Source organism: Streptomyces sp. CNH287 (assembly GCF_000424825.1).
Map to the genome: position 1 here is coordinate 112,986 of NZ_AUKQ01000005.1, position 13,297 is coordinate 126,282.

Sequence of the window (13,297 nt, forward strand, 5' to 3'; positions counted from 1 at the left end):
TCCCGGCCATGCCCACGCACCCGGACATGACGACAGAACTCAACCCCGACCAGCCTCCCGCGCCCGAGAGGGAACTCACCGGCAGCGCGGTCCTGGAAGCCATGCAGCACCAAGTCGCGGTCTTCGCGCGGCGTGCCGAGCAGACCCGCCTCGGCGGAGTCGGACAGGCCCGCAACTCCATGGACCGCGCGGCCTACCTGCTGCTCAACAGACTGGACCTGGAAGGCCCGATGGGCGTCAAGGCGCTCGCCGCAGGGATGGGCATCGACTCCTCCACGGTCACCCGGCAGGTCGCCCCCCTGGTCGACTCGGGCCTGGTCAAACGCACCTCGCACCCCGAGGACGGCCGCGCCGTGGTCCTCCAGCTCTCCCCGCGCGGCGCCTCCCGGCTCGAACAGGTCCGCTCCTCGCGGCGCGAGCTGATGGAACTGCTCACCGACGGCTGGAGCGAGGAGGACCGGACGGCCTTCTGCACGCTGCTCACGCGCTTCAACGTCGCGCTGCACGGCGTACAGCACGCAGGTCAGGTCACTCCCGCGTCTTGATTTGACCAGTGCGCCTGCCGTTCCATGGGGGAGGGAGGCGCGCACCGTGCGAGAGCGGCAGGCAGCTGGGGAGGGCCGCCGTCGTCGTGGCCGGGAATTCGACGCGTTCGTCGCGGGCGCGGGCGGGCGGCTGCTGCACACCGCCACACTGCTCACCGCCGAGTGCCCCGGCGCCGCCCCGGCGGCCGAGCGGCTGCTGCTGGCCGCGCTCTCCCGTACCTACGCCAGGTGGGACGCGCTGCGCGGCGGAGACCCGTACGAGTACACCCGGCAGGAGCTGGCCGACCGCTTCGCGCACGCCGCCTGGCGCTACCGGCGCCCGCGCGGCGGCCTGCTGGGCGTACTGCCGCCGCAGGAGCGGCTGATCCTGGTGCTGCGGCTGTACGAGGGCGTCGCCGAGGGGCAGATCGCCGCCGCGCTCGGGCTGCCCGTGGAGCGGGTGCGGGCGCTGTGCCTGCGGGCGACGGCCACCATGCGGTCCCGGCTGTCCCACGCAAAGGCCGCGCCGCCGAAGCGCGCGGCCGGTGCGGCGGGCCTGCGCCGCAGGGTGGAGGGCGCGTGGTGAGCTTCCCCGACCGCAGACAGGACGAGGTCCGCCGGATGCTGGAGGCGGACGGCGCGCCCCTGCCCGCCGACCTCGGCGCCCGCGCGGCGCTGCGGGGCGGGCGCCTGCTGCGGTGGCGGCTGGCGCTGCGTACGACGCTGTGGGCGCTCGCCGTCCTGGCGGCTGTCGCCTTCGCAGCCTGGGCCCTGGCGGTGGAACCGTGGCACGTGCCGCCCTCGGAGACCACGCCGCCGCTCGAGGGGTGGTGACGGGCCGTCACGCCTGGCGTGCCCGGCCCGTACTGCCGCTGCGCGCGGCCGAGCCCGGTCAGCCCAGCGCGGCCGTCAGGTCGGCGAGCAGATCGTCCACCGCCTCGATCCCGACGGACAGCCGCACCAGGTCGGCGGGCACCTCCAGGGCCGACCCGGCCACCGAGGCGTGCGTCATCCGGCCCGGGTGCTCGATCAGCGACTCGACGCCGCCCAGCGACTCGCCCAGCGTGAACAGCCGCGCCCGGTCGCACACCCGGATCGCCGCCTCCTCGCCGCCGGCCACCTGGAAGGACACCATCCCGCCGAAGGCCCGCATCTGCTTGGCCGCCGTCTCGTGGCCGGGGTGCTCGGGCAGGCCCGGGTAGTGGACGCGGGTGACCGAGGGGTGCCCGGTGAGCAGTTCGGTGACGCGGGTGGCGTTGGCGCTGTGCCGGTCCATGCGCACGGCGAGCGTCTTGATGCCGCGCAGCACCAGCCAGCAGTCGAACGGCCCGGCGATCGCGCCCATCGCGTTCTGGTGGAAGGCCAGTTGCTCGCCCAGCTCGGCGTCGGAGGTCACCAGCGCGCCGCCCACGACGTCCGAGTGGCCGCCCATGTACTTGGTCGTGGAGTGCACCACCACGTCCGCGCCCAGCGCCAGCGGCTGCTGGAGGTAGGGGCTGGCGAAGGTGTTGTCGACGACCAGCCGCACCCCGGCCGTACGGGCCACGTCCGCGAGGGCCGCGATGTCGCTGATCCCCATCAGCGGGTTGGACGGGGTCTCCACCCAGATCGCCTTCGTACGGTCGCGCAGCGCGGCGCGCACCGACGCCGGGTCGGAGGTGTCCGCGACCGACCACTCCACGCCCCACTGCTCCACGACCCGGGCGAAGAGCCGGAACGTGCCGCCGTAGGCGTCGTTGGGGATCACCACGTGGTCGCCCGGACGCAGCAGGGTGCGCAGCAGGCAGTCCTCGGCCGCCAGCCCGGACGCGAAGGCGAGCCCGCGCCGGCCGCCCTCCAGCGCGGCGAGGTTCTCCTCCAGCGCGGTGCGCGTCGGGTTCGCCGAGCGGCTGTACTCGTAGCCGCCGCGCAGCCCGCCGACGCCGTCCTGCTTGTAGGTGGAGACCTGGTAGATCGGCGGTACGACCGCCCCCGTGGCGGCGTCGGCCGCCTGCCCGGCGTGGATGGCGAGGGTCTCGAAACTCTGATCGTTCATGCCGCCACCGTAATGGGCCGTACCGTGGTGACGGAGGCGGCCGAGCGTACCGCCCGTCCCGTTTCGTCCACCGTGGCGCACGGTAGCCTGCGGGTGGCCCACCGTGGCCGCAGGGCGGGGCGCAGTACCCGAAAGTAGTCAGCCCACAGCGACCGGAGACCGTAGTCATGGAAGCCCTGCTCCTGCTGATCGCCCTCACCGCCGTCTTCGGCGTCCTGGTGGCCCCGGCGCTGCGCCGCCGCAGGCTGCGCCGCGAGGGCGAGGGCGGCCTCGCCAGGGCGGTCTCGCCGGCGGCCGGATACGGCTTCGTGCCGGCCGACCAGCTCGACGTACGCCTGCCGGGCCCCGACCAGCAACTCGTCGACGCCCTGGAGGAGACGCAGCGCTCCGGCGACTGGGAGCCGGTCGCCCGCCTGCTCGCGCTGACCTCGGACGAGTGGGAGCTGCGCTGGCAGCGCGTCCAGTCGGTGGCGGGCGCGGCGGCGCTGGAACTGGCGGCCGGACGGCGGCGGGAGCGCGAGCGGGAGGCGGAGCGCGAGCAGGGGCGCAAGCGGAAGCGGTTCGCCGCAGACCACACCGACCCCGCCGGTGCCGGGGCCGGTGCCGTTGCCGGGGGCCAGGCCGTGGCTGAGGGAATCTCGTTCAGCAAGGGGGCGCCGGGCCTGGAGTCCGCCGCCGGGGACGCGCGCTGGCTGCGCGCCTGGCGCGCAGCGCGGCCCGACGACCCGGGCGCCGCCCAGGTCTACGCACAATTCCTGGTCTGGCAGGCGCTCTCCGAACCGGACTCGGACGAGCGGCGCATCGTGCTGGAGGAGGCCCGCACCGTCTGCCGCGACGCCGCCGCGCTGGCCCCGTCCGACCCCACCCCGCACCTCACCGAACTGCACATCGCCCGCGCCCTCGGCTACCGCAAGGCCGACTTCGAGGCCCTGTGGTCCGAGGTCAGCCGCCGCGCCCCGCACCACATGGGCGCTCACCTGGCGGCGCTGCCGTACTGGTCGCAGAAGGGGCACGGCTCCAAGGCCGAAGCGGACGCCTTCGCCCGTACGGCCGCCGCGCACGCGCCCGAGGGCACGCTGCTCGCCGCGCTGCCGCTGTTCGCGGTGCTCGACCACCTGCCGGAGGTGAACGTGGTGCGCGGGCTCTACCAGAGCGCGGAGATCGAGACGGCCATCGAGGCCGCGGAGTTCGCCGTGGACCACGCCGACGAGGACGACCCGGTGCGCCCCCACGTCCTGCACCTGCTCGTGTGCTTCCTGGTGCGCGCCGAGCGCTACGGCGAGGCGATGGACGCCCTGCGCGTGGTCGACGGCTACGTCGGCGCGCAGCCGTGGGCGAGCGAGCAGGACCCGGCCGCGGCCTACGCGGCCTACCGCGCCCTCGCGATCGCGGGCTGGGAGTCCTCGCCGAAGGCATAGCTTTCGCTATACTTGATGTGTGGAGAGTTGAGTGGGAGATCTTCCTCGTCGAAGAGGTGCGTGACTGGATCGGCGGCCTCGACGGTGAGGCGCACGCCCGAGTGGTGCAGGCGCTGGACGCACTGGCGGAGGGAGGTCCCGGGCTGGGGCGTCCGCTCGTGGACACCCTGCACGGCTCGTCCATGGCGAACCTGAAGGAGTTACGCCCCGGTAGCGTACGGATTCTGTTCGCCTTCGACCCGTGGCGCTCCAGCATTCTGCTGGTCGCGGGCGACAAGTCGAAGCAGTGGAACGAGTGGTATCGGGTGTCGATTCCCCTGGCCGAGCAACGCTACAAGATCTACCTCAAGGAACGGACCCGAGGCGAAGGAGGAGGAACGTGAGCGGGTACACGCGATGGCAGGACATCCGTGCCGGGCATGTCGCCCGTGCCGGTGGTGAGGAGGCCGTGCGGGCGGGGAAGGAAGAGCTGCTCGCGGAGATGACCGGGCGTCGGCTCGCGGAGCTGCGGAAGGCGAGAGGGCTCACGCAGCAGGCGGTGGCCGACCGGATGGGGGTCACCAAGGGACGGGTGTCGCAGATCGAACGGGGCCACGTCTCCGGTCAGGACGTGCTCGCCCGCTTCGCCGCCGCGCTGGGCGGGCGGCTGCACCAGGCGATCTACTTCGACGACGGCGACATCGCGGCCATCGCCTGACGGGGAGACGGGTGGAGCCCGGCCCGGCAGCCGGACGGTCGCGGCGTGCAGGTCGTCCCGTGCGTCGCCCGGGGTGCCGAAGCAGCGCGTGCCGTTGTCGACCACCGGCCTGACGGCAGTCGAGATATCCGACTTGTACCGCCAGGACCGGCGCCCCGTGGCGGTGTCGGCGGCCTGCGGTGTGCCGTTCGCGCTCGCGACGTAGGCGGTGCTCTCGGAGGTGGTCGGAGTCGAATGCACCCCCTGACGGGGAGTGAGGCTTCCCGGTGTCGAATGCCGGTGGAGGCGTCGACGGCGTGCGTGGCGGGCCTCAGCCGCGGCGCCGGGCATGGTTGCACGTGCGGATCGCCGCACCGGTCCAGGAGTCGGTCGCCGAGGCGGTACGGGGCGGCCTCGGCCAGGTGGACCCACTGCGTGCTGACACCGGCTCAGGTCGCGCGGTGGGCCGCGGGTGCGCGGTGCCGGGGCGGTGGAGGTTGCTGCGTCCTGCGTATTGCGCGGAGTTGGGAGTGGCTGATATTTCTCAGGGTGCGCACAGAGGAGTCACGAAACCTTCACAGGATCCCGATTCGTGAACTGGGGGAACGACCCATGGTGCACCACGGCAGAGGCTGCTTACCCCGCACGCCCATACCCTCCGCACCGCCCTCCGCACTCCGGCGCACCCCTGCGGCCTGTTGAGCCCGGTACGCGCCCGCCTCCGCAGGCGGGCGACGCCTCCGAGCACCGTGGCGGACGGGGACTTCCGCCGCTTCTGGTGGGCCAGGACCACGGACGCCCTGGGCACCCAGACCTCCGGGCTGGCCCTCCCGCTGCTGCTGCTCGCCCTGGGCACCTCGCCCGCCGCCGTCGGCGTGGTGGCCGGGGTGTCGGCCGGCTGCGGCATCCTCGTCGCCCCGTTCGCCGCCGTCCTGGCCGACCGCGGGGCCCGCCGAAGAGTGATGGTGTACGCCGCCCTGGTCTCCGCCGGTGCCATGGCCTCGGTCGCGGTGGGTACGCTGCTCGGCGAGCCGTCCCTGTGGCAGCTCTTCGCCGCGGTGATCGTGGAGCGCGTCGCGACCTCCTGCCATGAGGCCGCCTCGGCGGGCACGGTGGCCGTCCTCGTCCCGGCCGGCCGCTACCCCTGGGCCGTCTCCCGCCTCCAAGCCGGTGAGCAGGCCGGACTCGTGGTGGGCCCGGCCCTGGGCGGAGCGCTCTTCCAACTCGGCCGCTGGCTGCCCTTCCTGGCGGACGCCCTCTCGTACCTGATCTCCGCGCTCTGCGTGGCGTCGATGCGCTCGGACCTCCGCCCGCGCCGCGACGGCGCACCGGAGCCCGTACGGCCGCCCGCCCCCGCCGTCGGGCTCGCCGACGCCGGCCGCGGCTTCCTCCGGGAACTGGGCGCCGGGGCCGCCTTCGCCCGCCGGGAGCCGTTCCTGCGCTTCGTGGTGCTCTGGTCGGCGGTGATGAGCCTCCTGCTGGCGGCCCTCTCGTACGGCACGATCTTCACCCTCCAGGACGCGGGCGCGGGCGGCGGGCCGGTCGGGGCCGTGCTCGCGGTGGCCGGGGCCGCCGGGCTGGCCGGTGCGCTGCTCGCGCCCCGCCTGGCGGGCGCGCTGCCCGGGGCGCGCCTGGTGGTCGCGGTGTCCTGGCTGATGGTGGCGCCCACGCTCGGCCTCGCGCTGACCACCCGGGTGTGGGCGTACGCGCTGCTGTTCGGGGCCATCTCGCTGCTGCTGCCCGCGGCGGCCATCGTCCTCCAGTCCCGGGCGATCGAGGTGACACCGCAGGAACTCCAGTCCCGCACCGGCACGGTGCTCGCCACCGCCACCGGACTCGCCGCCGCCGCGGGGCCCGTCGCGGCGGGAGGGCTCGCCGGGGCCGCGGGCACCGGTGGTACGGCGCTGTGCTGCGCGGGGGCGCTGACCGTGCTCGCCCTGTGGTCCACGACTCGGGCACCCGCGGTGCTGGGGAAGGAGTCCGCATGACGTCCAGTGGTACGGGAGCGGAGACCGAGCTCGGCTACCGCGTCTACCGCCCCGTCATCCCGGAGGTCTGTCCCACCGACCCGCACCGCATGGTGCTGACCGCCGACGCGGGCGGGCGCTGCGAGGTGTTCGCCCATGACGCCGGGACCGGACGTACGCGCCAGGTGACCGACCGGCCGCACGGCACGCTGCACGGCACCCTGGACCGGGACGGTGCGGTGTGGTGGTTCGACGAGGACCTGGCCGGCCGCGGCGTATGGCGGGTGCAGGACTTCGACGGCGGTCCGGACACTGCCGGACTGCCGCCAGCCCCGGCCGGCACCCCGCGCGGGCTGGCGATGAACGCCGCCGGGCAGGTCGCCGCCGGGGTGGGCGGCCCGGACGGGCTGACCGTCTGGCTCGGACGCCGCGGCGGCCCGGCGCGTACGGTCCACCGTGCGCCGGGGCCGCGGCGGCTGGCCGGACTCTCCCCGGACGGCGGCCTGCTCGCCGTCGGCGGGCCGCCCTACGCCGACCGCGCGGTGACGGTGCTGACGCCGGACGGCCGCACCGTGGCGGAGTTCGGCGGCGCGGACCTGCCGCGTCCGGCCGCCGGAGCCCCCGGCACCCCCGCCGCCCCCGGCTCGGCCCGCGTCTGGGTACGGGGCTTCGCCCCCGCCGCCGCCCACTCCGGTCCGGCCGAACTCCTGCTGGTCACCGAGCACGGCGACCGCTACCGGCTCGCCACCTGGGACACCCGGCACGGACTCCGCGAGCACGGCTGGTGCGCCTTCGACACCGAGATCGACGCCCTCTGGTACCCGGACGCCCGCCGGGTGCTGATCCGCCAGGACCGGCACGGACGCAGCCTGCTGCACACCGCCGACCTGGACCGGCGCACGCTCACCACCCTGACCACCCCGCCCGGCAGCATCCCCGATGCCGCCCCGCGCACCGGCGGCGAGGTCCACTACGTGTGGACGGACAGCGCCACCCCGCCCCGGCTGTGCACCATGGCGGCGGACAGCACGGCCCGTACGCGCCCGCCGGTGCTCGGCGCGCTGCCTGAGCGCGTACCGGGTGTGCACAGCGAGCTGTGGACGCCGGGGCCCGACGGCCCGGTGCACACGCTGCTCAGCCTCCCGGAGCGCACCGGCGCACGCCCCGCGCCCCTGGTGTTCCTGCTGCACGGCGGCCCCGCGGACCACGACCGGGACGCCTACGACGGCGTCGTCCACTCCCTGGTGGCCTCCGGCCTCGGCGTCGCCCGCGTCAACTACCGCGGCTCCACCGGCTACGGACCCCGCTGGCGCGCCGCCTTCGGCGGCGGTGTCGGTCTCACGCAGGTCGACGACCTGGCGGCGGTACGCGCCGACCTGCTGCGGCGCGGCCTGGCGCGCGAGGAGGCCGTCGGCCTGTGGGGCACGTCGTGGGGCGGGGCGCTGGCGCTGCTGGCGCTCGGGGTGCGGCCGGAGCTGTGGCAGGCCGGAGTCGCCGTCAAGCCGATCGCCGACTTCGCCGCGGCACACCGCACCGGTCTGCCCGCCCTGCGCGCCCTGGACGAGCGGCTGTTCGGCGGCACCCCGGCGGACGTACCGCAGCGCTACGCGCGCAGCTCGCCGGTGACCTACGCGGCCCGCGTCACCGCCCCCGTGCTGGTCGTCGCCGCCACCCGGGACAGCAAGTGCCCGCCCCAGCAGGTCGCCGACTACCTGGCGGCGCTGCGGGCGGCCGGCGTACCGCACGAGTCCCAGTGGCTGGAGTCCGGCCACGACGGCTACCGGGGCTCCGACCACGTGGCCACCCTGCGCCGCGCCCTGGAGTTCCTGCACGGCCATCTGGGCGCGGCGACGCGCCGGACGGCCCCTACAGCTCCCCGCTCCGACCGGAGCGGGGCCCGTCAGGCCGGCGGCCCAAGCGCCCCTGCCACCGGCCGTCGACACCTCGAAGGGAGGCCATGACCATGCAGAAGGACGTGATCCACAACAACCCGCTCCACGACGACGAGGAGAACCGGAGTCCCAGCGTCATGATCACCATCACGGTTCCGATCCGCAACGCGGAGGAGACCGAGGAGATCTGATCCGGTATCCCGGCCCGGTGCCTGGAACACCGGGCCGGGATCGCCGCCCGCCACCCGCCGTGCCCGCCGTCCTGCTCCGTCCCGTCCGAGAGCGACCGCCCCGAGGAGTCCGCCCATGCGTGTGCTGCTGGTCAACATGCCCTGGTCCCCGATCGACGTACCCTCCCTCGCGCTGGGCATCCTCAAGCGCAGCGCCACCGAGAACCGGCCGGGCACGACCGCCGAGGTCTACCACGCCAACCTCGAGTACACGGACTGGATCACCGAGCGCACCGAGTTCGGCAAGGACGACTACGTCTACTACTCCCTCTCGTCCTACTTCCTGGGCTGCGGCGACTGGGTCTTCTCCTCGGCGCTCTACGACGACCCGGAGTGGCGCAGCGAGGAGTTCACCGCCGCGATGCGCGGCAAGCTCTCCGCCGCGCGGATGCGCATGAGCCACGAACTCCACGGCTTAGCACCGGAGTTCGTGGAGCGGACCGCTCGCGAGATCGTGGCGTGGGAGCCCGACGTGGTGGGGTTCTGCTCGACGTTCCAGCAGAACACCGCCGCCCTGGCGGCGGCCAAGTACGTCAAGCGGCTCGCCCCGCACATCACCACCGTGATGGGCGGCGCCAACTGCGACGCGGAGCAGGGGCACGCGGCGCACCGCAACTTCCCGTTCGTCGACTACGTGGTGCGCGGCGAGGGCGAGGCCGCCTTCCCGCGGCTGCTCGACGTCCTGGAGGGCTCGGGCCGCCCCCGTGCGATACCGGGGCTGTGCTGGCGGGACGCCGAGGGCGCCTCGGTGGCCAACCCGATGGCCACCTCACCCCTGCCGCCCGCCGCCATCACCTCCCCCGACTACTCGGGCTACTTCGAGCGGCTCGCCGCCTCCGCGGCACGGCACTGGGTGGAACCCAAGCTCGTCGTGGAGGGCGCCCGGGGCTGCTGGTGGGGGGAGAAGCACCACTGCACCTTCTGCGGCCTCAACGGCACCTTCATGGAGTTCCGCAGCAAAGCCCCGGAACGGTTCTACGACGAGATCATGGAACTCGCGCGCAAACACCAGGTGCTGGACATGTACGTCGTCGACAACATCCTCGACATGGGCTACGTACGGACGGTGCTGCCGCGCATCGTGGACAGCGGCTACGACCTGCGCCTGCACATCGAGATCAAGGCCAACATGCGCCGCTCCCAGCTCCAGGCTCTCGCCGACGCGGGAATGATCTACGTCCAGCCGGGCATCGAGAGCCTCAACAGCCGCGTGCTGGACCTGATGGACAAGGGAGTGAGCGGCTGCCAGAACGTCCGGATGCTGCGCGACGGCGCCGAGACCGGCCTGGCCGTCTCCTGGAACTACCTGCACGGCTTCCCGGACGAACGCGACGAGGACTACGACCCGGTGATCGCCCAACTCCCGGCCTTGGAACACCTCATGCCGCCCGTGGACCTCTCGGCCCGCATTGCCATCGAGCGCTTCAGCCCCTACTTCAACCGCCCCGAACTGGGATACGAGACGCTCCGCCCGGACATCCACTACCGCTTCACCTACGACCTGCCGGAATCCGAACTCTACGACCTGGCCTACGTGTTCGAGGCGCCCGAGCGCGGCATCGGGGAGCAGACGGCGAAACGGCTCAACCAGGGCATCAAGGCCTGGCGCGAGGGGTACGCGTCCAGCCGGCTCACCCAGACCGACCTGGGCGACCGGATCGTGCTGGTCAGCCGCCGCCGCGCGTTCAACTGGCGCACCCGGGAGCTGACCCGTCCGCTGGAGCTGGCCGCCTTCCGGCTGCTGGACCAGCCGCACCATCCTGCCGCCCTGACCCGGAAGCTCACCGAGCAGTTCGCGGGGGAGACCGGCGGGAGCGGCGACGCGGGAGGGGAGGAGCCCGCCGTGGACGAGGCGGCGGTCCGGGCGCTGCTGGCACGCTGGCTGGAGTGGGGCGTGGTGTTCACGGACGCCGACCAGTACGTGCACGTCGCACCGGCGGCCGTCAACGAGGACCTGCTGCGCCTGGAGTTCATGCGCCGCGTGGCGGCCGCAGCGGAGCCGGACGAACAGCCGGAGCCCGGCCCGGCGGCCCCGGAGGAGTCCCGCAACCGGCCCGCCCTCCCCGTCTCCTGACACCGCACACCGCACACCGCGCACCGCACGCCGCACCGCACCGCCGCGCACCCGTCCCCCGTTCCCCCGTTCCCCCGTCCCACCGGCACCGAGGAGCACGATGGAGACCGTCACCGCCTGGCGCGACTACGAACTCGAGGCCGCCGGCCTGCCCGGCATGTCACTCGGCGAACTGGCGGCGAGTGGCCCGGCCGCCGAAACCGCCGCCCGCCTGTGGCGGAACGGCGCCCGCCGCGTCCGCCTGCCCGGCACCACCGACCTGCGCGCCGCCGCCAACGAGGACCCCGACGCCGCCGCCCGTACGGTGCGCACGCTGTGCCTGGTACGGGAGCTGACGGCGCACGCCGTGTACGTCGAGTGGGAGCTGCGCACGGAGCCCGACGCCGACGCGTGGCGCCCGCTCAACCACCTCCAGCCGCCGCTGGCCCTCTCCGGGCCGCCCGAGGCGGAGGACGCCCTGCGTACCTGGCGCGGGGAGCACTACCTGTGCAAGTGCCTCTGGCGGCAGGGGCCGGGCTTCGTCCAGATCCGGGACCGGCGGTGGGGCGAGCTGTACCGCTTCACCGTGGACGAACCCGACTACCAGGAGGCCATCGGCCTGCTCACCGAAGGAGCGCCCGCCTCCGCGATACCGGCGGCGATCCTCGACGACTTCCGGTCCGAGCGGCTGGTGGGCGACGTCGGCCCGATGTCGTGGTGGCTCCCGTACCGGGTGCGGCGGTGGATACAGGAGGCGATGGCCATCTGAGGCTGAGGCCGCGGGCGCGGGGGACGCGGAGCGGTTCGGACGCCCGGTTCGCCGTGCCGGTGCTTGTCCCCGACCGACTGCTCGCCCCCGACCGACTCCTCGTCCCGCAGGCTCAGGACGCGAAGCCCCACTTCGAGTCCTCGCGCAGGAACGGCGATCCCGGGCCGGGCTTGAGAGGTCCGTGTTCGCCGCCGAGGCGCACGCCGTCGAGTATGTAGCCGGCGCGCCACACCTCCTCGTGTGCTTCGGTGAGGAACACGACGCTTTCGGCGAGGCCCTCGTCCTGGAAGGCGTAGACCTGCCACGTGCTGCCCGGCGCGAACGCCTCCAGCCAGGTGTGGTCCGGGAGGTCGGCCAGCTGAGCCGTGTGCCGTGCGCCGTCGACGCCCCGGTACCGGAGCAGGATCGTATGCCCTTCGCCGTCCTCGGTGTTGACGACCACCCTCGCGGTGCGCGCGGTCCGGTCGAGCGCCGGGAGCGGGCCTCGCGTCGTTCTCGACAGCTGCACGAACAGCCGGGTCAGCAGCACCACGGTGAGCGCCATGATCCCGGCCCATACCCAGATCAGCACATCTCCCCATCCCGCCCAGGACAGCCACAGCACAAGGACGGCGAAGAGGCCGCAGCCGCCGAAGACCAGCGCCGGGATGGCCCAGCCGTGCCGCAGCAGGAACGGCGCTTCGGGTCCGGTGCCGATCAGCAGCCTCTCCGCGACCCGCTCGATGAGCGGCTCTTTCTTCTCCTGCCGTGTCATGCGACTCGCCCGTCTGCGCCTCTGCCGGGGAACCTGTCGGACAAGACGCCGTCCAGGCCGTCCGGCTGCCCCTCACCTTCATGCACGCCGATCACCCCCGGCCGGCCGTGGAGAGGCCGGCCTGCGGGCGGGACGCAGCTTTCCCCACCCGCGCTTCACAGACAGCGAACGCGAACGCCCCCAGCACCGCGGCACCCGCGCTTCCCGCCAGCGCGACGCCGGGCCGGAACCATGAGGGAAGACCGGCGAACAGCTCCCCGCCGGTGAAGACGACGCCGACGAGCATCACCATGGTCAGCAGGATTCCGCCGACCGTGGCCACCGCGCTGGACCTGGCCAGGAATTTCCAGGCTCGTGCGCGCAGGGCTCCGGGGCCCACCGGCCGAAAGGGTTCCAGAGCTTCCCTGACTCTGGGGGGCCACCGGGTGACGAAGATGTCGTCCACGTCGTCGGAATCGACCCCGTCGTGGCGGAAGACGAGGGCCTGTCCGATCAGGAGGCGACCGCTTCCGGGCGTCGACAGCGGGCAGGAGACCCTCCGGCGCAGAGTCCCCTGCCCCGGAACCTCGGCCTTGATGAGCAGCAGGTCCTGCGCCTGCACCTCGCCGGGAGCATCCTCGACCGCGTCATCGATGACGCCGACGGCGAGGTGACCCTCGGCCGTCCGGGACCGCTTGCCGGAGTGCCTGTTCCTCATCGCCCACCAACCTTCGCGCTGTCGGGCCATCCGTCGAAGAGCACGTCGTCCTCATCTTCGGGGACAAGGGTGTGGTCGCGGAAGGCGGTGATCGAGGCCTACGCCCTCCCGCGCCCGATGCTCTCCCCCCGGGGGGGGCCGGGTGCACCGTCCCGGACCTGGCGGCGTTCCACGAGCAAACCGCCTGGGTTACGCTCACAGAGCTTCGGCTGAGGGCACGGACCGCGGGCCGCGTGCCGCGGGCCTGAAGGTGGCGGCCGTCGACGGACCGTACGCGGGAGA

At 73.7% G+C, this 13,297-nt stretch carries 14 protein-coding genes; 11 read left to right on the plus strand and 3 right to left on the minus strand.

Annotated features, from left to right (window positions below):
• Positions 1–8: 8 nt before the first annotated feature.
• The 3 genes from H299_RS0106850 to H299_RS40260 are packed head-to-tail and all read left to right on the plus strand — an operon-like array spanning position 9 to position 1,358.
• Complete coding sequence (locus H299_RS0106850; RefSeq protein ID WP_027747807.1) at positions 9–545, plus strand: MarR family transcriptional regulator; 537 nt, start codon at positions 9–11, stop codon at positions 543–545.
• A gap of 46 nt (positions 546–591) precedes the next feature.
• On the plus strand, positions 592–1,110 hold the full coding sequence (locus tag H299_RS0106855; protein ID WP_027747808.1) for a sigma factor-like helix-turn-helix DNA-binding protein: 519 nt from the start codon (positions 592–594) through the stop codon (positions 1,108–1,110).
• Positions 1,107–1,358, plus strand: coding sequence for a hypothetical protein (locus tag H299_RS40260; protein ID WP_027747809.1), 252 nt, complete (start codon positions 1,107–1,109; stop codon positions 1,356–1,358). Before H299_RS0106855 ends, H299_RS40260 begins: the two co-directional genes overlap by 4 nt.
• Positions 1,359–1,416: 58 nt before the next feature.
• On the opposite strand, the gene H299_RS0106865 is transcribed toward H299_RS40260, so the two are convergent.
• Positions 1,417–2,559, minus strand: a complete 1,143-nt coding sequence (locus tag H299_RS0106865) for a cystathionine gamma-synthase (protein ID WP_027747810.1) — start codon at positions 2,557–2,559, stop codon at positions 1,417–1,419.
• Between the two features lie 167 nt (positions 2,560–2,726).
• Here H299_RS0106865 and H299_RS38970 point away from each other — a divergent pair, with 167 nt between their 5' ends.
• The 8 genes from H299_RS38970 to H299_RS0106910 all read left to right on the plus strand — a co-directional run bounded on the left by H299_RS38970 (position 2,727) and on the right by H299_RS0106910 (position 11,564).
• Positions 2,727–3,977, plus strand: a complete 1,251-nt coding sequence (locus tag H299_RS38970; protein ID WP_027747811.1) for a hypothetical protein — start codon at positions 2,727–2,729, stop codon at positions 3,975–3,977.
• 17 nt (positions 3,978–3,994) lie between these two features.
• A complete protein-coding gene (locus H299_RS0106875) occupies positions 3,995–4,360 on the plus strand; it encodes a type II toxin-antitoxin system RelE/ParE family toxin (RefSeq protein WP_027747812.1) in 366 nt (121 codons plus the stop codon).
• Positions 4,357–4,674: a helix-turn-helix domain-containing protein gene (locus H299_RS0106880; protein ID WP_027747813.1), complete on the plus strand. Its 318-nt coding sequence runs from the start codon at positions 4,357–4,359 to the stop codon at positions 4,672–4,674. The genes H299_RS0106875 and H299_RS0106880 overlap by 4 nt, the downstream gene beginning before the upstream one ends.
• A 728-nt stretch (positions 4,675–5,402) precedes the next feature.
• Positions 5,403–6,641, plus strand: coding sequence for an MFS transporter (locus tag H299_RS0106890; RefSeq protein ID WP_051262195.1), 1,239 nt, complete (start codon positions 5,403–5,405; stop codon positions 6,639–6,641).
• Entirely contained in the window at positions 6,638–8,581 is a 1,944-nt protein-coding gene (locus tag H299_RS0106895) for an alpha/beta fold hydrolase (RefSeq protein WP_027747815.1), read from the plus strand. The genes H299_RS0106890 and H299_RS0106895 overlap by 4 nt, the downstream gene beginning before the upstream one ends.
• On the plus strand, positions 8,578–8,703 hold the full coding sequence (locus tag H299_RS40265; RefSeq protein ID WP_486587175.1) for a hypothetical protein: 126 nt from the start codon (positions 8,578–8,580) through the stop codon (positions 8,701–8,703). The genes H299_RS0106895 and H299_RS40265 overlap by 4 nt, the downstream gene beginning before the upstream one ends.
• 115 nt (positions 8,704–8,818) lie before the next feature.
• Positions 8,819–10,816, plus strand: a complete 1,998-nt coding sequence (locus tag H299_RS0106905) for a RiPP maturation radical SAM C-methyltransferase (protein ID WP_027747816.1) — start codon at positions 8,819–8,821, stop codon at positions 10,814–10,816.
• 100 nt (positions 10,817–10,916) lie between these two features.
• Complete coding sequence (locus tag H299_RS0106910) at positions 10,917–11,564, plus strand: DUF5825 family protein (protein ID WP_027747817.1); 648 nt, start codon at positions 10,917–10,919, stop codon at positions 11,562–11,564.
• Between the two features lie 112 nt (positions 11,565–11,676).
• Here H299_RS0106910 and H299_RS0106915 read toward each other — a convergent pair whose 3' ends face one another.
• Together H299_RS0106915 and H299_RS0106920 are read right to left on the minus strand one after the other, a co-directional pair.
• Complete coding sequence (locus tag H299_RS0106915) at positions 11,677–12,318, minus strand: hypothetical protein (protein ID WP_027747818.1); 642 nt, start codon at positions 12,316–12,318, stop codon at positions 11,677–11,679.
• Between the two features lie 91 nt (positions 12,319–12,409).
• Positions 12,410–13,015, minus strand: coding sequence for a hypothetical protein (locus H299_RS0106920; protein WP_027747819.1), 606 nt, complete (start codon positions 13,013–13,015; stop codon positions 12,410–12,412).
• Positions 13,016–13,297 lie beyond the last annotated feature (282 nt).